This window comes from Collinsella aerofaciens (assembly GCF_032584215.1).
Classification (GTDB): Bacteria; Actinomycetota; Coriobacteriia; order Coriobacteriales; family Coriobacteriaceae; genus Collinsella.
The window spans coordinates 85,187-106,249 of record NZ_JAWHPN010000005.1 but is presented as its reverse complement, the minus strand read 5'-3'; the positions used below and the strand labels follow the sequence as shown (position 1 = coordinate 106,249).

Annotated in this window: 20 protein-coding genes and 1 tRNA gene; 20 read left to right on the top strand and 1 reads right to left on the bottom strand. The window is 62.1% G+C overall.

The features are described 5' to 3' along the window. Nucleotides 1-273: 273 nt before the first annotated feature. Nucleotides 274-1,734: a pyruvate kinase gene (gene pyk, locus RX395_RS02620; RefSeq protein WP_138374409.1), complete on the bottom strand. Its 1,461-nt coding sequence runs from the start codon at nt 1,732-1,734 to the stop codon at nt 274-276. Between the two features lie 441 nt (nt 1,735-2,175). On the opposite strand from pyk, the gene RX395_RS02615 reads away from it, so the two are divergent. From RX395_RS02615 to metG, 20 genes are all read left to right on the top strand, one after another. Then, nucleotides 2,176-4,857: a cation-translocating P-type ATPase gene (locus RX395_RS02615; RefSeq protein WP_316365232.1), complete on the top strand. Its 2,682-nt coding sequence runs from the start codon at nt 2,176-2,178 to the stop codon at nt 4,855-4,857. A 472-nt stretch (nt 4,858-5,329) separates the two neighbouring features. Next, nucleotides 5,330-6,283, top strand: a complete 954-nt coding sequence (rsgA, locus tag RX395_RS02610; protein ID WP_175406139.1) for a ribosome small subunit-dependent GTPase A — start codon at nt 5,330-5,332, stop codon at nt 6,281-6,283. A gap of 252 nt (nt 6,284-6,535) precedes the next feature. Continuing rightward, complete coding sequence (gene cpaB, locus RX395_RS02605; RefSeq protein ID WP_316365230.1) at nt 6,536-7,195, top strand: Flp pilus assembly protein CpaB; 660 nt, start codon at nt 6,536-6,538, stop codon at nt 7,193-7,195. Further along, nucleotides 7,195-8,844: a nucleotide-binding protein gene (locus RX395_RS02600; RefSeq protein ID WP_316365228.1), complete on the top strand. Its 1,650-nt coding sequence runs from the start codon at nt 7,195-7,197 to the stop codon at nt 8,842-8,844. Before cpaB ends, RX395_RS02600 begins: the two co-directional genes overlap by 1 nt. Next, complete coding sequence (locus tag RX395_RS02595; RefSeq protein WP_260699098.1) at nt 8,841-10,169, top strand: CpaF family protein; 1,329 nt, start codon at nt 8,841-8,843, stop codon at nt 10,167-10,169. The genes RX395_RS02600 and RX395_RS02595 overlap by 4 nt, the downstream gene beginning before the upstream one ends. A gap of 50 nt (nt 10,170-10,219) precedes the next feature. Continuing rightward, complete coding sequence (locus RX395_RS02590) at nt 10,220-11,068, top strand: type II secretion system F family protein (RefSeq protein WP_316365225.1); 849 nt, start codon at nt 10,220-10,222, stop codon at nt 11,066-11,068. Further along, entirely contained in the window at nt 11,065-11,706 is a 642-nt protein-coding gene (locus tag RX395_RS02585; protein WP_006235093.1) for a type II secretion system F family protein, read from the top strand. The genes RX395_RS02590 and RX395_RS02585 overlap by 4 nt, the downstream gene beginning before the upstream one ends. 10 nt (nt 11,707-11,716) lie before the next feature. Beyond that, nucleotides 11,717-11,950 carry a hypothetical protein gene (locus RX395_RS02580; RefSeq protein ID WP_006235091.1) on the top strand — a complete coding sequence of 78 codons (234 nt, stop codon included), beginning with the start codon at nt 11,717-11,719 and terminating at the stop codon, nt 11,948-11,950. After that, nucleotides 11,914-12,477, top strand: coding sequence for a hypothetical protein (locus tag RX395_RS02575; RefSeq protein WP_161115718.1), 564 nt, complete (start codon nt 11,914-11,916; stop codon nt 12,475-12,477). The genes RX395_RS02580 and RX395_RS02575 overlap by 37 nt, the downstream gene beginning before the upstream one ends. A gap of 1 nt (nt 12,478) precedes the next feature. Beyond that, the gene (locus tag RX395_RS02570) at nt 12,479-12,697 is read left to right on the top strand and encodes a hypothetical protein (RefSeq protein WP_316365221.1); all 219 of its coding nucleotides are present in this window, start codon (nt 12,479-12,481) and stop codon (nt 12,695-12,697) included. Beyond that, a complete protein-coding gene (locus RX395_RS02565; RefSeq protein ID WP_316365220.1) occupies nt 12,633-13,169 on the top strand; it encodes a TadE/TadG family type IV pilus assembly protein in 537 nt (178 codons plus the stop codon). The genes RX395_RS02570 and RX395_RS02565 overlap by 65 nt, the downstream gene beginning before the upstream one ends. Further along, entirely contained in the window at nt 13,141-15,294 is a 2,154-nt protein-coding gene (locus RX395_RS02560; RefSeq protein ID WP_316365218.1) for a hypothetical protein, read from the top strand. Before RX395_RS02565 ends, RX395_RS02560 begins: the two co-directional genes overlap by 29 nt. Then, nucleotides 15,294-15,770, top strand: a complete 477-nt coding sequence (locus RX395_RS02555) for a TadE/TadG family type IV pilus assembly protein (RefSeq protein WP_161160132.1) — start codon at nt 15,294-15,296, stop codon at nt 15,768-15,770. The genes RX395_RS02560 and RX395_RS02555 overlap by 1 nt, the downstream gene beginning before the upstream one ends. Next, entirely contained in the window at nt 15,767-16,126 is a 360-nt protein-coding gene (locus RX395_RS02550; protein ID WP_271730089.1) for a DUF192 domain-containing protein, read from the top strand. Before RX395_RS02555 ends, RX395_RS02550 begins: the two co-directional genes overlap by 4 nt. Before the next feature lie 58 nt (nt 16,127-16,184). Next, the gene (locus RX395_RS02545; RefSeq protein WP_316365215.1) at nt 16,185-16,448 is read left to right on the top strand and encodes a hypothetical protein; all 264 of its coding nucleotides are present in this window, start codon (nt 16,185-16,187) and stop codon (nt 16,446-16,448) included. 2 nt (nt 16,449-16,450) lie between these two features. Beyond that, on the top strand, nt 16,451-16,735 hold the full coding sequence (locus tag RX395_RS02540; RefSeq protein ID WP_099432624.1) for a ribbon-helix-helix domain-containing protein: 285 nt from the start codon (nt 16,451-16,453) through the stop codon (nt 16,733-16,735). Nucleotides 16,736-16,858: 123 nt separating this feature from the next. Beyond that, nucleotides 16,859-16,931, top strand: a tRNA-Phe gene (locus RX395_RS02535). A 465-nt stretch (nt 16,932-17,396) separates the two neighbouring features. Next, complete coding sequence (locus RX395_RS02530) at nt 17,397-18,458, top strand: glycoside hydrolase family 5 protein (protein WP_161115712.1); 1,062 nt, start codon at nt 17,397-17,399, stop codon at nt 18,456-18,458. A 6-nt stretch (nt 18,459-18,464) separates the two neighbouring features. Further along, entirely contained in the window at nt 18,465-19,343 is an 879-nt protein-coding gene (rsmI, locus tag RX395_RS02525; protein ID WP_316365212.1) for a 16S rRNA (cytidine(1402)-2'-O)-methyltransferase, read from the top strand. A 69-nt stretch (nt 19,344-19,412) separates the two neighbouring features. Then, nucleotides 19,413-21,014 (top strand): methionine--tRNA ligase, encoded by a 1,602-nt coding sequence (metG, locus tag RX395_RS02520; RefSeq protein ID WP_055285920.1) that lies wholly within the window; start codon nt 19,413-19,415, stop codon nt 21,012-21,014. The last annotated feature ends 49 nt before the right edge of the window (nt 21,015-21,063 follow it).

Sequence of the window (21,063 nt, the reverse complement as noted above, 5' to 3'; positions counted from 1 at the left end):
TGCCCTTCTTGAAGTTGAGGACCAGGTCTTCGGCGTTCATGCTGCCCCCATCATCGCGGTCTATGGGGTCAACGATATGGCACCGTGGGGACACATGTATGTCAATCCTGGTCTAACAGAGCCTTATTTTTTGGGCCTCGAAGGGTGGATTTCGCGCTTTTGGTAAAGAAATGAGTGTGTGTTTTGCCGTGCGCCGGCATTGGCACAGAAAAAGGGCCCGGAAGGCTTCGCCTTCCGGGCCCTTTGCGATGCAAGTGTGCTTGCAAGTACGACTTAGCGCACCTGAGCGACGTAAGCGACGTTGGTCGAGGAGACCTTGTCCTCGAGCTGGACGCTCATGCGGGGATCGCCAGCGGTGGCGACGGTCAGGTCGCCGGCCTCGACGTAGCCGAGCTCCTTAGCGGTCTCGATCGCCTTGACGATCGTGCCGTTGACGGTGCCCTGGGTAATCTCGGCCTGGTGCGGGATAACGCCCCAGTACATGATCATCTGCTGGACGGCCCACTCGTGGCGGGAGAACGCGCAGATCGGCATGTTGGGACGGAAGTGCGAGATCAGGCGAGCAGTACGGCCGGTGGTCGTCGGCACGGTGATGCACTTGGCGCCAACGGTGGTGGCCATGTTCACAGCGGACATACCCACAACGTTGTTGACAACGCGGGTGCCGTGAGCGTCAGCCGGAACCTCGAGCGGAGCGTGAGCCGGGAGGTACTTCTCGGTCTCGAGAGCAATGCTGGCCTGCATCTTGACGGCCTCGACCGGGTACTTACCGGCAGCGGACTCGCCGGACAGCATAACGGCGTCGGTGCCGTCGTAAATGGCGTTAGCAACGTCGGCAACCTCGGCGCGCGTCGGGCGCGGGTTCTGCTGCATGGAGTCGAGCATCTGCGTAGCGGTGATAACGGGCTTGTAGGCCGCGTTGCACTTGGCGATGATCTCCTTCTGGATGTGCGGAACGAGCTCGGGCTTGATCTCGATGCCCAGGTCGCCACGGGCGACCATGATGCCGTCGGAAGCCTCGAGGATCTCGTCGAAGTTCTCGACGCCCAGGGCGCACTCGATCTTCGGGAAGATCGTCACGTGCTCGCCGCCGTTCTCGCGGCAAAGCTCGCGGATGCCGCGGACGGACTCGCCGTCGCGGATGAAGGAAGCGGCGATGTAGTCGATGTTCTCGGTCAGGCCAAAGAGGATGTCCTGACGATCGCGCTCGGTGATGGCGGGCAGCGAGATGTTGACGTTGGGCATGTTGACGCCCTTGCGCTCGCCGATCAGGCCGTCGTTCTTAACGACGCAGGTCATGTCCTGGCCGTCGACGGACTCGACCTCGAGGGCAACCAGGCCGTCATCGATCAGGATGAGGGAGCCCTTCTCGACCTCGGAGGGCAGAGCCAGGTAGTCGAGGGAGATGTGCTCAGAGGTGCCGTGGAAATCCTCGGTCGTGGGCTGAGCGGTGACGACGATCTTGTCGCCGGTCTTGACGGCAACCTTCTTGCCGTCGACCAGAAGGCCGGTGCGGACCTCGGGGCCCTTGGTGTCGAGCAGGATGCCGACGGGCATACCGAGCTCCTTGGAAATACGACGGACGCGCTCGATGCGACCGTGGTGCTCGTCGTAGGAGCCGTGCGAGAAGTTAAAACGGGCGACGTTCATGCCCGCCTTGATCATCTCGCGGATGGTCTCGTCGCTATCGCAGGCGGGACCCATGGTGCATACAATCTTGGTGCGCTTGTACATTCAGACCTCCATCTGACATCGTCTTGCGCTGATAGATAAACCATAAGAAATAAAACCGAGTTGATTATAACGAAATGGCGTCCGAATACCCCAAAAAATCGACCGTATGCCGAATTAGAAGTTCATTTTTTGCGGAAAAACGGTATATGCAAAAACTTTACCAACCGTTCTAACCGCTGCTATCTGGGTGATATTTCAATTTGATGATGCGCCGAAGAAAAAACGTTTTATCAGTATTGAGCATCACACGGTCTGCACCGTTGCTTATGGACCATATTTCCAAATGGATTGTTTTGGCTAGACGCGTTGCTTTGGGGTACCATAGCTCCACTATCAACTGCCGCTCAGCACGGCAGCCTTGATGAGCCCTTGCCCTTCTCCTGGGAATTATGATCGGGCATCAATCTGCTGAGTGGCCCGAATCCCAGGAGGGGACTCTATATGCAAAAGGAATACCTGTCCGCCGCGGCGGAGGTGCTCAGCGACCAGGGTGTCGATGAGAACCTTGGCCTGAGCAACGACGAGGCGTCGTCGCGCCTCGCCAAGACAGGCCCTAACAAGCTTGAGGAAGCCGAGAAGACTCCGCTGTGGAAGCGCTTCTTTGAGCAGATGGCAGACCCCATGGTCATCATGCTGATTGTTGCCGCCGTTATCAGCGCACTTACGGGCATGGTCAAGGGCGAGCCCGATTTTGCCGACGTCGCCATCATCATGTTCGTCGTTATCGTCAACTCGGTGCTGGGCGTGGTCCAGGAAGCCAAGAGCGAGGAGGCCCTCGAGGCCCTGCAGGAAATGAGCGCGGCGCAGTCCAAGGTGCTGCGCGACGGCAAGCTCGTGCACCTGCCGAGCGCCGAGCTCGTGCCCGGCGACGTGATCATGCTCGAGGCGGGCGACTCCGTCCCGGCCGACTGCCGCGTGCTCGAGAGCGCCACGATGAAGATCGAAGAGGCCGCACTGACCGGCGAGTCCGTGCCGGTCGAGAAGCACACCAACGTGATTGAGCTTGCCGCGGGCACTGACGACGTGCCGCTCGGCGACCGCAAGAACATGTGCTACATGGGCTCTACCGTGGTGTACGGTCGCGGTCGCGCCGTCGTGGTCGGCACCGGCATGAACACCGAGATGGGCAAGATCGCCGGCGCTCTGGCCGAGGCCAAGGAAGAGCTCACGCCGCTGCAGGTGAAGCTTGCCGAGCTCAGCCGCATCCTTACCATTATGGTTATCGTCATCTGCGTCGTTATCTTTGGTGTCGACATCATCCGCCACGGCGTGGGCAACGTTCTTACCGACCCGACCGCCCTGCTCGACACCTTTATGGTCGCTGTCTCGCTTGCCGTCGCCGCCATCCCCGAGGGCCTGGTTGCCGTCGTGACCATCGTGCTGTCGCTTGGCGTGACCAAGATGGCCAAGCGTCAGGCAATCATCCGCAAGCTCTCTGCCGTCGAGACCCTTGGCTGCACGCAGACCATCTGCTCCGACAAGACCGGTACCCTCACCCAGAACAAGATGACCGTCGTCAAGCACGAGCTCGCCGCACCTAAGGAGAAGTTCCTGGCCGGCATGGCTCTGTGCTCCGATGCCCAGTGGGACGAGGAGCTGGGCGAGGCCGTGGGCGAGCCGACTGAGTGCGCGCTCGTCAACGACGCCGGCAAGGCGGGCCTCACTGGCCTGACTGCCGAGCACCCGCGCGTGGGCGAGGCCCCGTTTGACTCGGGTCGCAAGATGATGTCCGTGGTCGTCGAGACCCTGGACGGCGAGTACGAGCAGTACACCAAGGGCGCGCCCGACGTGGTGATTGGCCTGTGCACCCACATCTACGAGGGCGATAAGGTCGTTCCGCTGACCGAGGAGCGTCGTGCCGAGCTCGTGGCCGCCAACAAGGCCATGGCCGACGAGGCCCTGCGCGTGCTGGCGCTGGCAAGCCGCACCTACACCGAGGTCCCGAGCGACTGCAGCCCCGCTGCGCTCGAGCACGACCTGGTCTTCTGCGGCCTGTCCGGCATGATTGACCCTGTCCGCCCCGAGGTCGCCGACGCCATCCGCGAGGCCCACGATGCCGGTATTCGCACCGTCATGATCACGGGCGACCACATCGACACCGCCGTGGCCATCGCCAAGCAGCTGGGCATCGTCACCGATCGCAACCATGCCATCACCGGTGCCGACCTCGATCGCATGAGCGACGAGGAACTCGACGCGCACATCGAGGACTACGGCGTGTACGCCCGCGTCCAACCCGAGCACAAGACACGCATCGTCGAGGCTTGGAAGTCGCGCGACCAGATCGTGGCCATGACGGGCGACGGCGTCAACGACGCCCCGTCCATCAAGCGCGCCGACATCGGCGTGGGCATGGGCATTACTGGTACCGACGTCACCAAGAACGTCGCCGACATGGTGCTCGCCGACGACAATTTCGCTACCATCATCGGTGCCTGCGAAGAGGGCCGTCGCATCTACGACAACATCCGCAAGGTCATCCAGTTCCTGCTTTCGGCTAACCTTGCCGAGGTCTTCTCGGTGTTCATCGCCACGCTCATCGGCTTTACCATCTTCCAGCCGGTGCAGCTGCTGTGGGTGAACCTGGTCACCGACTGTTTCCCCGCGCTCGCGCTGGGCATGGAGGACGCCGAGGGCGACATCATGAAGCGCAAGCCGCGCAACGCCAAGGACGGCGTCTTTGCCGGACATATGGGTCTGGACTGCGTGGTCCAGGGCCTAATCATCACCGTGCTGGTGCTGGCGAGCTTCTTTGTGGGCGTGTACTTTGACATGGGCTACATCCACATCGCCGATATGATCGCCGGCAATGCCGACGAGGAAGGCGTGATGATGGCGTTCATCACGCTCAACATGGTCGAGATTTTCCACTGCTTCAATATGCGCAGCCGTCGTGCGTCGCTGTTCACCATGAAGAAGCAGAACAAGTGGCTGTGGGCTTCCGCCGCGCTGGCACTGGTGCTGACGGTGATCGTGACCGTGCAGCCGACGCTTGCCGAGATGTTCTTTGGCCCTGTGACGCTTGAGCTCAAGGGCGTTCTTGCCGCGCTGGGTCTGGCCTTCCTGATCATCCCGCTGATGGAGATCTACAAGGCGATCATGCGCGCGGTCGAGAAGGAGTAGGTCGAAAGGCCATCCTTCCCACCGGCCCGACCGCCTGCGGGGTTTCTTCTTCGCTGGTCCTCGCGCTTCGCGCTGCGGGATCGCTCAGAAGAAATCCCTCCCGGCGGTCGGGCCTTCGGATAACCTCTCGGGACCATAAGCTGAGGGAAAGTGTGTGAGTCGGTCGAGCAATTGCTCGACCGACTCTTTTTTGTGGGTAAAATACCTGCTCAGTTGTGTGGTTTTGTGCTGGGAGGCATCTGTGGGCAAGGCTAAGGCTAAGGCGAAGAAAAAGACGACGGGGGCGCGGGCTAAGCGCGATCGTCGTCGGAAGCTTGCGACCGAGGCCCCCGCATCAGCCGAGGAGCTGCTGGCAAACGTGCCGGGACTCGACGCGCTGCAGGATGTTCCGGCGTTCGATGACCTGCCGGTCGATGAAGCTCAGCAGGCGGCATTTGACGACTTTTGCGCACATGCCGAGGAGCCCGAGCAGATGCAGCTTGGCGCCGTGGTGCGCTTGGATCGCGGGTTTCCGCTGGTGGCGACTGCCGATGATGCCTTCCGCGCCGAGCATGCCGTGGGGTTTGCCAAGTCGCGCGGCGAGGACGAGGTCCTGCTGCCTGCCGTGGGCGACCGTGTGGCGGTGCGCCGCGCTCCCGGGCACGATATGGGCGTGATTGAGTGCGTTCTGCCGCGCCGTACGAGCTTTGAGCGTTGGCGCGGCCGTGCCCGTGGAGAGCGCCAGGTGCTCTGCTCCAACGTGGATAGCGTGCTAATCGTGCAGGCGCTCGGTGCCGGTGAGGTGCTGCTCGACCGCGTGGCGCGCTCGCTGGTGTTGGCGCTCGACTGCGATGCCGAGCCGGTGGTGGTGCTCACCAAAGCTGACCGCTGCGATGCCGAGGAGCTCGAGCGCGATCTGGACCGCGTGCGCCGCCTAGTGGGCCCGGACGTGCGCGTGATCGTGACGTCTTCTGCCGAGGGCCGCGGCCTGGACGAGGTCCGTGCCTGCGTGCCTGCCGGGAGCTGCGCCATGATTCTGGGCGAGTCGGGTGCCGGCAAGTCGACGCTGCTCAATGCACTGCTGGGCCACGATACGTTGGCGACCGGCGGTGTGCGCGAACGCGACGACCAGGGCCGTCACACTACCGTCGCGCGCGTGATGGTGGCGCTGCCGGGCGACGCCGGCGTGATCGCCGATGCCCCGGGCCTGCGCAGCCTACCGCTCGTGGGTCACGAGCGGGGTCTGGCGTGCGCCTTCCCCGAGATTGTCGAGGCATCGCACGCGTGCCGGTTTGGCGATTGCACGCATACCCATGAGCCGGGCTGCGCCGTTCGCGAGGCCGAGGACGCCGGGCAGATCGACAGCCTGCGTCTGGAAACGTTCCAAAACCTGGCGTCATCCATGCGCGTGAGCGCTCAAATGCTCGATCCCGATGTTCATCTGTAATTGATTTTTCCTATGACAGCCGTCTCCCAACTGTTCGGGAGACGGCTTTTTTGCTGCGGAAAAGCCTCGAAACATGCAGTTTGCTGACGTGCTGACCAAAACCTTGCCACGAGCTTGACGGGCTGGTCAGCTTTTGGTCAGCGATTGGTTTGACATCGAAAACCAAGATCGCGATTGCGCCGCTTTGCGCTCTGACCGCCCAGACAATGGTGGTACGGGCATTCGCCCGGCACTGCCATGAGAGGAGCGGCCGTGAACAAGAGCAAGCGCATCGCCATCAGTCTGGTCGCGGGCGTGCTCGCTGCTCTGCTCTGCATGGTTTACGGCTCGTCGATCCGCTCGCAAGCCGAACAGGTCCAGGCTGAGACCTTGGCCAAGTACGGTGGCGATCGCGTCGAGGTATGCGTCGCGGCGCGCGATATCGATGTGGGCGAGACCCTCGATGAGACCAATGTCATAACCCAGGAATGGCTGACGAGTCTGCTGCCGCGTGACGCGGCGACCGAGCTGCGCCAGGTGCGCGGCGACGTGACGACTTCGCGTATTCCCAAAAACGCCGTGATCTGCAATGTCTACACCAAGGCCGAGAGCCACAAGCTCGAGGTGCCTAAGGGCAAGGTCGCCGTTTCGGTGGCGGTCGATGCCGAGCACTCGGTCGGCGGTGCCACGGGCGTGGGCAGCTATGTGGACGTGTACGTGCAAAAAGATGGCGTAACCGATCGACTGTGCGGCGCGCGCGTGATCGATACCAGTGAGAATTCCGGTGCCACGCGCGAGGGCAAGATCGAATGGGTGACGCTGGCGGCTGACCCCGAAGACGTCAAGGAACTGCTGGGGGCATCGGGCAAGGGAACGGTCAGCTTGACGATTCCCGCCACGGCGCGCGGCAAAAAGAGCGGAGGCGACGAGTGATGAAGGCGATCTGGCTTGCGTGCTGCGCGTGCGGCGATTACGGGCTGTTGCAGCAGGAAGTCGAGGGCCGTGATGCGGGTGCACAGGTGCTTCGCGTGGGTGACCTGGACGGGCTGGTTTCCATGGCTCGGGCGTTTCCGTCGCGCCGCGGGGCTGCCATCATCGCGGCGTCTCTGTTTGATATCGAAGATGTGCGCAAGACTGTTGCGCGCCTGACGGCCGAAGGCCGCGTGAGTCGCGTGGTCGTGTTGATAGAAGTGCTCGATCCGTCGGATATCGAGGGACTGTTTCGCGCGGGGGCGACCGAGGTCATCGCTGCGCGCAGTATATGCGGCAACGGGCGCGCGGGCGAGGGAGCGGTTGATTCCGATCGGCGCATGACGATTGAGCCCGATGCTTTTGTTGATAGGGAACCCGGGGCGCCTCGCGCTACAAGAGGCCCGCGTGTTGATGATTATGGAAAAGCGGAAGCCGAGCATGGTCGGCGCCCCCGGAACCCCCTTGTATACGATGACGCTGGAGGGCCGGCACAGCATGCTGGCGACTCCCCGGCTGTAGATATGGGATACGTGCACGGCGTGAATCTGGCGGATGAACTCGACGAAGTTGAGGGCTTTGCCGGGTGCGGCGAGTTGTCGCTGATGCAGCATGAGCAGATTGCACAGAACGAGCCTGCCTTGCAGACCGAACAAGCCGCCATGCCGGCTTGGACGCAGCGTGTGGTTGCGGCGGGGGAGACGGGGACGCTGTCGCCGACGCCCGCCCCGCCGCCTCCGATGCCGCCGGCAGACGCTGCCGCTCCGCAGCATCGAGCTCCGGTCATCTGCGCCATTTCGGGTTCGGGCGGTTGCGGCAAGTCGACGATCGTTGCCACCATGGCACACACATCGTCGCTGTTGGGCTTGCGTGCCGCCGTGCTCGACCTGGACCTGATGTTTGGAAACCTTTACGACTTGTTAGGCGTCGATGCTCCGCGCGATATGGCGGCACTTATCGAGCCGTCGGCGGCGGGCGCGCTCACCGAGCCGGATATCGTAGCCACATCGATGCGCGTGGCGCCGGGCGTTACGCTCTGGGGTCCCGTCGCGGCGCCCGAGCAAGCCGAGCTCATGGCACGTCCGGTGGAGCTATTGCTTGATGTCCTGCGTCGCGAATCCGACGTGGTCTTTATCGATACCTCGGTCTTTTGGGGCGATGCCGTGGCGGCTGCGGTGGCGGCGAGCGACCGTTGCCTGGTCGTTGGCGATGCGGCGGTGTCGTCCGCGACATCGGCGTCGCGCGTCATTGAACTGGCAAGTCGAGTAGGTGTGCCGCGCACGCGCATGAGCGCCGTGTTCAACCGGTTCGGTGCGCGCGGGGCAGACGAGGACGTCGCCATGCGCTTTGAGATTGCCTGTGCGTTGAGCTCCAAGATTCGTATCGCCGATGGCGGGCAGGATCTCGCCGCGCTCATGGCGTTTGGGCGCGCTGACGAGGCAGTGGGGCAGACCAGCGCTTTTGCGACCAGCGTGCGCGAGGCCACGCGCGAGATGCTCGTGGAACTGGGGTGCGCCGTCGGCCCTTGGAGCGATATGGTCGCCGACCGTGCAATGCGCACCGAACGCCCGCGTATTCGCCTTCCCTGGTCGCGCGAGGGTGATCAGCGATGAGCCTGCAAACGAGGATTAAGGCTGCCGGCGCTGCAGCGGCGGCAGCGCCTGTAGATGCGGGGCGTCGCCGCGCGGTGAAACGACGCACCAAGCGCGCCGTGATGGACCGCATGGGTTACGACGAAGTGGCGCGTATCAGCGCCTATATCGACCCGGCACTTGCCCGCTCGGAATTGCGTCCTGCGGTGGAGGCGGCGCTCAATGTTGAGGAGCCGACCGATCTCGCGACGCCCGAGCGCGAGACTATCATCGACGAGATTTTGGATGACGTGGTGGGCTTGGGGCCGTTGCAGCCGCTCATCGAGGACGACACCGTTACCGAGATCATGATCAACGGCTGCCGCTCGGCTTTCTTTGAACGCGGCGGCGTCTTGTACCCCATCGAGCATGCGTTTGAGGATGATGAGCAGATCCGGGTGCTTATCGACCGCATCATCTCGCCACTTGGCCGCCGTATCGACGAGCGCAGCCCCATCGTCAACGCCCGCCTCAAAACGGGCTATCGCGTCAACGCGGTGATTCCGCCTGTGGCGATTGACGGACCGATTCTCACCATCCGAAAGTTCTCGGACCGTATCTGCTCGCTGGACGAGCTTGTGGGGCTGGGGTCGCTGCCGCTTTGGTATGCGCAGCTGCTGTCGTGCGCGGTGTCGCTGCGACAGGACCTGGCGGTTGCGGGAGGCACGGGATCTGGTAAGACCACCCTGCTCAACGCGTTGTCATGCGAGATCTCCACCGGCGAGCGCATCGTGACGATCGAGGACTCTGCTGAGCTCAAGTTTGCGCATCATCCGCACGTGGTGCGCCTAGAGGCGCGCGAGGCTTCAATTGAGGGCGAGGGCGCGGTGACGATCCGCGACCTGGTGACCAATGCCCTGCGCATGCGCCCCGACCGCATCGTGGTGGGCGAGGTGCGCGGTGCTGAGTGCTGCGACATGTTGCAGGCCATGAACACGGGCCACGACGGGTCGCTCACCACACTTCATGCGGGCTCAGAACAGGAGACCGTGGTGCGTCTGACGTTGCTTGCACGTTATGGCATCGATCTGCCGAGCGAGCTCATCGAGGAGCAGATTGCCATGGCGCTCGACGGCATCGTGATGTCCGAGCGCCACGCCGATGGCAGGCGTTTCGTCTCCTCGTATTCGGGGGTGCGTCGCGCCGCGTCGGGCGGCGTAGAGCTCGAGCGCTATGTGACTTTCGATGCCGCCGAGCGCACCTGGAAGCTTGACCGCGAGCCGCCGTTTATCGCAGAGGGCCTGCGGTCGGGGACGCTCACACAAGAGGAGGTGGACGAATGGAGGTCGCTGTGCCCCTCGTCGTAGGGGGTTTGGCAGGGTTTTCTGTTGCGACGGCGTGCGGGGCGGAACCTCGTGTGCCGCAGGTACCGCCGGCGGAGCTGGCGCGTCAGGCGCTCGAGACGGTGGCAGAGAAGCTGCCGCGTGAGCTGGTGGAAAACGATCCGCTGAAAAAGATCGCCCGTTCGTGGGCATCGCTGGCTCCGGCGCGTCGCCTTGGCCTCGCGATCGAGGATGCTTCGGGGCGTTTGGCGTTTCTGCTGATATCGAGCGGTGTCTGCTGCGTTTTGCTAACGATGGTGTCGTTATCGCCCCTCGGATTTGCCTTGGGACTTGTTGCTCCGTTTGCCGTTGGCGCCGCTCGGGATGGCTTTGAGAGCCGGCGCGAGCAACACGATGCAGAAGAGGCCATGCCCGAGGCGTTTACCGCACTTTCCATGTCGCTTGCCTCGGGACATTCGCTGGCCCAGGGCATGCGCTTTGTGGGCGCTCATGCGCAAGAACCGGTGCATACCGAGTTTTTGCGGGTGGCGGCGGCGATCGATTGCGGCATCTCGGCGACCGACGCGCTCGATGACTTGCTCGTGCGCATCGACGCCCCCGGTCTTTCGCTTGTGACCTTGGCGCTTAAGGTGTCACAGCGCACCGGCGCTCCGCTTGCCGACTTACTGTCCGAGGCGTCGAGCATGGTGGGGGAGCGCATTGAGCTCAAGCGCCGCCTAGATGTTAAGACGTCGCAGGCCCGCATGTCTGCGCATATGGTCGCGGCGATGCCGACGGGCATGTGCGCGGTGTTGGCGCTGCTTTCGGCAGATTTTCGTCGCGGTCTTGCGACGCCTGCCGGCGCGGGCGCTGTGGTGCTGGGTCTTGCCCTCAACGCCGTTGCCCTGGTGGTTATCAGGCGCATTATGCGGGTGGAGCTATGAGCGCCCCGGTTGCAGTTGCGGCTTGCCTGTGCGCTCTGAGTGTATTTGTCGCGACGGGTTTGGATCGGGCGGATGCACGCAAGATCGCAGAGGCCTGCAAGCGCGAGGCGGTGCTGGTCGCTGCCGCGGGTCGCTCGGTGGTCGATGCTCTGACCGCGCGAATGAAGGGCGCGGTTGGAGCGGGCGGCCCGGCGCGAGTGTCGCTCGGCGAAGTGTCCGAGATGATCGATGTTGTGCGCTTGGGTCTTTCGGCCGGTCTTTCGTTTGATGCGGCGCTTGAGATTTTCTGCGCCAACCGCCGGTCAGTGCTGGCTCTTCGACTTGAGCGGGCCTGCATGGCGTGGCAGGTGGGCGTGGGCACGCGTGAGGACGAGTTGTTGGCCGCCGCGCGCGACCTGGACGTGCGAGCGCTCGAGACCTTTGCCATCACGGTGGGACAGGCGCTCGCCCTGGGTGCCCCACTTGCCGAGACACTGGCCGCTCAAAGTCGCGAGATCCGTGCGGCTCATCGCGCCGCGGTCGAGCGCGAGATCGAGCGTGCGCCCATCAAGCTGCTGATTCCCACCGGCACACTCATCTTGCCGGCGTTGCTTCTGTCCATATTGGGCCCGCTGTTGGGAGCAGGCGGGATGATGTAGGGAGGAATACATGAACACGATGACTGACGTTGCTGGCAAGGTCTGGAGCTGGGCTGTTTGCCAGTCAATTCGCGCTCGCCAGCATGCCGGGGAGCTACTGCAGGAGGAGAGTGCGCAGGGCACCACCGAATACGCCATCTTGGTCGGCGTGCTCGTGGTGATCGCCATCATTGCCATTGTCGCATTTAAGGGCAAGGTCCAAGATCTATGGAACGCTATCAGCGAGGGCATCAACAGCCTGTAGAGGGCGAGCGCCCCATCGGGGTGCTGCTGGTGTTTGCTTGCCTGACCGTGGCGATAGCGGCGGTGCTTTGGGGGCTTAACGCCGCGCGGCAGCAGCGTCCTGGGGCCGCCTTCGATTCGGGCTCAGATTCGGCGGTGGCGTCTCAAAAAGATGAGATGCGAGATGCGGACGATTCGGATGTCGCTGTCACGGCGCAAACCTTTCTGCGGACGCTCGACAAGCGGTCTGGCACTGCGACGGATTCACCTGAGGACAACGCGATTGCGGTCCGGCTTGCATGGTCCGAGGACCGACCGATGACCGAGGCAGCGGCGGATATGTTACGCGCCTACCGCGAGGTGCCAACGGCCCAGCTCGCCCTGAGCGGCTATCTCGATATTAAGGGCAACGTATGGGGCGCCATCGTGCGCGATGGGCGCGGCTGGGTCGATATGGTGACGGTTGCCGCGGATGCTGGCGATGCTTCGTGTCGTCTGCGCGCCGTGCGTCTGGTCCCGCAAACAATAAGCTCAAAGGAGGGATCGTGAAATGCATGGCATTCTGCGTGAGGAATCTGCCCAGGCGACGGTCGAATACGCCATCGTCACGGTGGCGCTGTTATCGATCGTGCTGGCGATTGTGGGACTTTGGCGTGCTGGCACCGATGGACGCTTGGCGGCGCTGGTTGAGCGGGCGGCATCCCATGGCGTTGCCTCGACGTCGGTTATCGACGCCGCTGCGGGCGCTAAGGACATCGCGTTGTATTGATATCGCGCGCGAGGACCGGGCGCAGTCTACGGTCGAGGCCGCTTTTTTGCTGCCGACGTTTCTGACGCTCATCCTTCTCGCACTGCAACCGGTGTGCCTGCTTTATGCGCGCGCGGTCATGGAGTCTGCCGCCGCCGAGGCCGCGCGGCTCATGACCACGACGACGGCGGAGGACGACGATCTTAAGGAGTTCACCCTCCGCCGGCTTGCCGCAGTGCCCAACGTTTCGATCTTTCATGCCGGCGGGCCGCTGTCGTGGGATGTCGAGCTTAGCCGGGCCGATGCGGGCGGCGTCTCGTCCGTGTCCGTTTCCGGCGAGGTCAAGCCGTTGCCTGTGATCGGTGCGTTTGCGCAGGTTATGGGTGGTACCGCCGAGGGCGGCTACGTTGAGCTCAAGGTCGATGTCTCGTATCAATCACGTCCCGAATGGCTGGAGGGAGATTATGATTCGTGGATTGCTGCATGGGATTAAGCGTTTCTGGTCTAGACGCGTTTTGACGCGCCGTCCGAGCTGCCATCGCAAGCGAGGCGGCTTTATGGGTCGAGCCGGTATCGACCTGTTTATCGAAGACGGTGCCTACACCACGCTTTCCTCTGCGGTGGTCATCTTGGTGGTGCTCACGCTGCTGTTTTCGTCGACGGCGGCGATATGGAGCATGTCGCGCGCGGGGGACACCCAGGTGGCTGCCGATAGCGGCGCGCTGGCAGGCGCCAATGTGGTGTCGTCCTATCACACGGCTGCCACGGTGGTGGATGCGAGCATTTTGAGTTTGGGCCTAGCGGGGTTTGCCACGATCGGGACGGGCCTGGTCGCCATCCTCATCCCGGGTGCCGAACCAGTTGCCGGCAATATGGTCGACACCGGGATTGAGATCATTAAAACGCGCAACAAGTTTGCCAAAAGCGCATCGGAAGGCTTACAGAAAATCGAGACGGCTCTGCCGTATCTGATCGCCGCGCGTGCCACGCAGGCGGTGTCGGCGCAGGATACCGATAGTGTGACCTATACCGGTACGGCGCTTGCCGTGCCCAAGACATCCGAGTCGGACTTCGCTGCGTTCGAGGGGTCCGAGATCTCGACCGATGCCATTAAAGGCACATCAGATGATTTAGAGCGTGCGGCCGAGGAACTGCGGAAGGCCTCGGAGGAGACGGCGAAGGCTAAAGAGCGCGCTTGGCTGGCGGATTGTGGCGGGTCGGACGAGAGTTCGATTGGCAAGTACTCGTGTATGTGGGAGCGTGCGAAAAAACTAGCAGAACTATCTGACAGCCAGAACCGTCATGAAAAGTCGAGCATCACATGGGAGCCGCAAATAGCGCTCAATCGCGCGAAAACCTATTACCGACAGCGCTTGGCGAATGAAAAACCTCAGGGATCGAGCGTCGAGATGAAAGCGCAGTCAGCCGCTCGAAAAGCGTTCTATGCCTATGCGATTGAAGAGGTCGATCGAGCATACATAAAAGATGATGGCGAACGGTTTTCTGCCTATATCCCACTATTGCCGCGTGTCCCAAACGAGGTGCGGCCGACCGAACTTTACACCGATGCCGCATGGCCTGTAAGCAACAACGACGGCAGAACATACCTGCATTATGGAGTCGAATGCCCCGTCTATCAGAAAGGGACTCCGAGTGGGCTGGCATCTGTTGCTGATTATGATGGTCGTGATACATGCGAAGCGTGCGGCTTCGGCGTGGTTACGCTTGGAAGCGCCCTAATGCCGCCATCGTTCATCGAAAACGGCTTCGAGTACCACTTTGACAAGTTCAAAGAGGCTCTGGAAGACTACGTCGAATGCCGCAACAAAGAGCTCGAGCTCGAGCGTCAGACCGAAGACGAGGCCGATCGTGCGGGCAATACGTTTGACCAGGCCATCAAGGAGCTTTCGGGCGAGCGCCCGCGTATCGCTCCGCCCGGTCGCAACGGCGTGGTCGCCTTTGCGGTTTCGGGTGCCATCTCGAGCCCCGATGAGCTCAACTCTTCGTTTAACACGGCAGTCAGGCTTGGCGATCGCGGTGCTATCTCTGCCGCGGTGTTGGCGCCCGATGAGGCGACGGCGCAAAACAACGTGCTTTCGCGATTTTTCTCGACATTGAAGGAACGCTCGGGCGGCGTTGCCGGCGTGCTCGACGGCGTCATGGATGTTTGGGGACGGCTGCTCGTAGGATACGGTGATATCCAAGGTTCGGCCGACGAACTTATGGACGAGATGATTAAAGGCCTAGGAGGGGGCAGCGGCGCGTTGGGCTCCATCGCATCGTGGCTCGGCGATACCGTTTCGGCGTCCGTGGCGGCGTTGGGTCTGGAGCCGTGCGACTTGCGCCTGCGAAAGCCAGTGCTGACCGATTCCGCCAACGTCATTAAGAGTCCGGGGTCTGACATTGCTGGTCTTTCTCAAGCGCAAGACAAGCTGCGAAGTATTCCGTTGGGCGTGACCGATCCCAAGGCGCTTTGCGAGGCGTTGGAATATCAAGTCGAACGCACCATTAGCAGTACGGTGTTCACGCTTGCGGAGATTCCTCTGCCCGGCGGCGGCTCCATCCCACTCACCGTCGATGTCGCCACGCTGGTTGGCGCTCTGGGCGGTGGGTCGTAATGAGTATCCGCATGCGTCTGCGCGAGGAGCGCGCCCAAGCGACGGTGGAGATGGCAGTGGTTACGCCCGTTTTGCTGGTGCTGGCACTCATCGTGTACAACGTCATGATCTTTGCCAGCGCTGTCGCGCGCTTCGACCGCGTGGTGCCCGACATCGTGTTGGCGCACGCTGTGGCGCCGGGCGGGGAGGGTGACGAGAACTCTGCCGATGCCTCGGTGACGGTCCAGACTCAAATTCTGAATGCCATGGAAGGCTATGACTTGCAGATCGAAGTGTCGAGCGAGCAAGGCGCGAAGGCATCAGACGGTGGCCTGCTCTCCCTATCCGGTACGTTTAGGACCTACACCTGCACCATGCACTATGAGCCGTGGCCGACTTCTCTCAGCATCGCTGGCGTTCCGCTGGGGGCGCCGACAACGTTGTCGCACGAGCGCGCGGTGACGGTCGATCCATGGCGTCCGGGGGTGGTCATGTGACCGCGGTCTCGTCCTACATCGCTTACGCGCGGGCACTCAACAGGCTGGGTTGGACGCCGGCCGAGTTTGTGGTGGCGGAGTCGTTTGTCGTGCGCCTGCGCGGCATGCTGGGACGGCGTCCGGTTGCCGCCAACGGCCTGTCGCTCGTCATGGCGTTTCCACGCTGCTCTTCGGTCCATACGTGTTTTATGGCCTATCCCATCGACATCGCCTTCATCGATCGCGACGGCAATATCCTCGCGCGCTACGAAAACGTTCGTCCTTGGCGCATGTGCTCCTGCCTCGGCGCCTGGGCCGTACTAGAGCGTCCTTCAATCATTGTTTCGACTCCTGCTCTCCAACGCGTGCCGGCTTAAGAATTGGCGACAGTGGACTTTCGTCATACGAAATTGGGTAAGATGGAGGAGAAGATGCATGGATGTTGAGATCCATCCCAACGCTAAAAAGCACCTGACGGAAAAGCAGGTGCTTAGCGCTTGGCTTGCGGTTACTGAGTGCATTCGTCGCGAGCCGAAGGACGAGCCGCCGAGATGGCTTGCAATTGGATGGCTCTCAGACGGACGAAGCGTGGAACTTGTTGCGGTCGAACTAATTCGTGGATGGCTCATTATTCATGCCCTGTCTCCGGTTCAGAAGAAATTCTGGCAAGAGATCGAGCGAGCTCGGCAGAGGGGTTGATGATGGGCAAGACGTATACGGCCGCTAATGGTCAGGTTGTAACGGATGAAATGATTGACGCGTGGTGCGAGTCGTACGAGCGCGGAGAGTTTCCGGATGGCGAACACACCGTTGGTGGGATCGTGCGTGGACGGCCCCCGCTCTCAGGTGAGGGGACGGCAACGCTGTCGGTCAAGATTCCTCTGGGAATGAAGGAGGCCATTCGTCGACGGGCGGCTGCCGAGGGGATGACGCCAAGTGAGTTTGCCCGTGCGGCTCTGAGTGAAAAACTTCTTGCTGCCGGCTGATGCCTCTGACGTGCCGATTTATAGAACCGAGGCTGTGCTCAAAAACTTTTTTAAAATTCTCGGTTGACCGGAACGCGTCCTTGGTTATACTAATCAAGCCTTGAAACAAGGCACACCTCAAATGGCTGGGTAGCTCAGTTGGTAGAGCAGAGGACTGAAAATCCTCGTGTCAGGGGTTCGATTCCCTTCCCCGCCACCTTGAATTGACTAGGACCTCTGCAAAGGGGTCCTTTTCTTTTATGCAGCCCCCACATGGAATCGAACCCCGTGAGGGCGCGGAGCTGAGTAAACGCGTAAGCGTTTGCCAGCGCAGCTCGCAAGGCGCGTAAGCGCCGCAGCGGTCCGTCCGCGCGGCGCGCGGACGCGATTCCCTTCCCCGCCACCTTGAATTGATTAGGACCTCTGCAAAGGGGTCCTTTTCTTTTATGTGGACCCGCGGAAAATGCATCCCAGTCTTTTGTGAAAAACGGGACGCGCTTTCCGGCGCTTACTTCCGACGTGCGTGCACATCTCGGGCCCGCCCGCTCAGACATTCCTCCCGCTTTTGCGCCACTTTACAGACCGTTCGGTCGTCTGTCCGCACGCGCGGGTATACTCAAAACGATACTTTTCCTGTGCAATACGATGCAGGCTCAGCCTGCACGATCCGAAGGGGGCAGTGATGGAGAGGATACTCGGCGTTAATCTCTCTGGCTGGTTTATTCCCGAGCCTTGGGTGACCCCGTCGCTATACGCGGCGACCGGTGCATCCAACGCGGCCGAGCTGCAGGAGGCCATGGGCACCGCCGCCTATAACGAGCGCATGCGCCGTCATTACGAGACGTTTGTGAGCGAGGACGATTTCCGCCGCATGGCGCAGATTGGCCTCAATGCCGTGCGTCTGCCGGTACCCTGGTATGCCTTTGGCTCGCAGGAGTCCGATGCGTCCTACATCTCGGTTGTCGACTACATCGACCGTGCAATTGAGTGGGCTGCCAAGTACGACATCCGCGTGCTGCTTGATCTAGCAACTGTGCCCGGTGGCCAGGGCGATTCCAACGATTCGCCCGCCACGCCGGAGGCTGTTGCCGAGTGGCATTCGTCCACCAACGGTCGTCATGTCGCACTCGACGTGCTCGAGCGCCTGGCCGATCGCTACGGCGAGGCCGAGAGCCTGCTGGGCATTGAGCTGCTGGATACGCCGCAGATGAGTGTCCGCAAGAGCCTCTTCACCATGACGGATGGCATTCCTGCGCACTACCTGCGCAACTTCTATCGCGATGCCTATGAGCTCGTCCGTTCGTATATGCCCGAGGATAAGATCGTCGTCTTCTCGTCGTCGGGGCATCCCAGCGAGTGGAAGCATTTTATGCGCGGCGCTAAGTACAAGAACGTCTACATGGACCTTCACCTGTACCATTACCGCGACGAGTATGCGCTCGATATCACGAGCCCCCGCGGGCTGACGACGGCGATTTCGCGTAACAAGCGCGAGCTTAAAGAAGCGATTTCGACTGGGTTCCCCGTGCTGGTGGGCGAATGGTCGGGCGCGGCGATCTTTGCCAACTCGTCGGTTACGCCCGAGGGCCGCAATGCCTACGAGCGCGTGTTTATCGCCAACCAGCTGGCTTCGTTTGCGCCGGCTGCCGGTTGGTTCTTCCAAACGTGGAAGACCGAGAAGCGCATTGCAGCATGGGACGCCCGCGCGGCGCTCGGTACGCTCGAGCGTGGCATGATTGAATAGGTTGATATGACGCAAAACAGCGCCCATACGGGCAAACTCTATGTGGTCGGCACGCCCATCGGCAACTTGGGCGACCTGTCCCCGCGCGTTGGCGAGGCCTTTGCCGCTGCCGATGTCATCTGCTGCGAAGACACGCGTGTGACGTCAAAGCTGCTGATGCACCTGGGCATTTCCAAGCCGCTTGTCCGTTGCGACGAGAATGTGATCGCCAGCCGCGCCGCCGGCCTGGTCGACCGTCTGCTGGCGGGGGAGACCCTCGCCTTTGCCTCGGACGCCGGCATGCCGAGTGTGTCCGATCCCGGCCAGGCGCTGGTCGAGGCGGCGCGTGAGGCCGATGTGCCCGTCGAAGTTATTCCCGGGCCCTCTGCTTGCGTCACGGCGCTCGTTTCGTCCGGTATTCCCTGCGAGCATTTTTTCTTCGAGGGCTTTTTGGGCCGAAAGCACGGCGACCGCGTGCGCCGTTTGCAGCGCCTTGCCGTGGTACCCGGCGCACTCATCTTCTACGAGTCTCCACATCGCATCGTGGCGACGCTTGAGGCCGTGACGGAGGTCTTTCCCCAGCGTGAGGTCGCTGTCTGCCGCGAACTCACCAAGCTGCACGAGGAGGTCTTGCGCGGGCCCGCTGCCCAGCTTGCCGAGGAGCTGCGTGCTCGCGGCGAGGTAAAGGGCGAGATTGCGCTGGTCATCGCGCCGCCGAGCGAGGATGAGGAGGCCGGTGCCGTGCCGGTTGGCGCCGCGGCAGCGGATCCCGACGAGGCCCTGCGCGAGGATATCCGCGTCGCGCTTGAGGAGGGGGAGCCCGCCTCTGCGGTGGCCAAGCGCCTGTCTCAGAAGTATTCGCGCCGCAAGCGCGATGTCTATGCCATGGTGCTCGATATGCAATAGATGGAGGATATCCAGCCCTTGCGCTAGAATCATCCCCTGTATGCAACGTTTTTCTGGAGGACAAACCCCATGGATCAAAGCAAGCCTTCGTTCTTTATCACGACGCCCATCTACTACGTCAACGCCGATCCGCACCTGGGCACGGCTTATTCCACCATCATCGCCGACGTTCAGGCTCGCTATCGTCGCTCCGCCGGCTATAACGTCAAGTTCCTGACCGGCATGGACGAGCACGGCGAGAAGGTCGCCGAGGCCGCAGCCAAGCACAACATGACGCCGCAGGAGTGGACCGACAGCCAGGCTCCGCACTTCAAGGAGCTTTGGAGCAAGCTCGAGATCTCCAACGACGACTTCATCCGCACCACCGAGCCGCGCCAGCATCATGCCGTGCAGTACCTGTGGGAGCGCATGAAGGAGTCCGGCTACCTGTATAAGGGCAGCTACGACGGTTGGTATTGCGTGCCTGACGAGACCTACTTCACTGATACGCAGGTCCAGAAGGGCGACGAGGAGTACGGCAGCGTCGGCCAGCACCTGTGCCCCGACTGCCACCGTCCGCTTGAGCGCGTGCAGGAGGAGTCCTACTTCTTTAAGCTTTCCGCTTTCCAGGACAAGCTGCTCAAGCTTTACGACGAGCACCCCGACTTTGTCGAGCCTGCGTTCCGCATGAACGAGGTTCGCAGCTTTGTCGAGGGCGGCCTCAACGACCTTTCCGTGAGCCGCACGAGCTTTGACTGGGGCATCCAGGTTCCGTTTGACGAGGGCCATGTGACCTATGTATGGTTCGACGCGCTGCTCAACTATATGACGGCCGTCGGCTACGGTGTCGACACCGACGAGGCGCGTGCCGAGCTGGCCTATCGCTGGCCCGCGCAGTTCCACATCGTGGGCAAGGACATCATCCGCTTCCACTGCGTCATTTGGCCCGCCATGCTCATGGCCATCGGCGAGGCCCTGCCCGAGCACGTCTTTGCCCACGGCTTCCTGACCGTGCGCAATGCCGAGACCGGCAAGGCCGAGAAGATGTCCAAGAGCCGCGGCAACGCCATCGCTCCGCAGGACGTTATCGACATGTTGGGCGTCGAGGGCTATCGCTACTACTTTATGACCGACGTCGTCCCCGGCACCGACGGTGCCATCAGCTTCGATCGCATGGAGCAGGTCTACAACGCCGACCTGGCCAACAGCTGGGGCAACCTTATCTCGCGTTCGCTCAACATGAGCGGCAAGTACTTTGATGGTTGCGCGCCCGCCAAGCCCGCATCGTTCGATGCGTTCGACAACCCGCTGGCAAAGATCGCCGATGGTCTGGTCGAGCGCTACATGGCCAAGATGGACGTGCTCGATTACGGCGGAGCCAAGGACGAGGTCATGGAGCTCATCCATGCCGCCAACCACTACATCGAGGACTCCGAGCCTTGGGCACTTGCCAAGGACGAGGCCAAGGCTGACGAGCTGGCGTTTGTGATCTACAACCTGCTCGAGGCCATCCGCATTGCCGCCCACCTGCTGATGCCGCTCATGCCTCAGACCTCTGCCGAGGCCCTGCGCCGCCTGTCCTGCGAGGACGAGGCCGCGACCGACGACCTCAAGGGCATTTGCGCTTGGGGCCTGCTTGCCGGCGGTCAGCCTGTCGAGAAGGGCGAGCCGCTGTTCCCGCGTCTGGGCTAAGACGCAGCGCGCCATATCGGCAATTTGCTGTTTAGCTGTAAGGGCATGG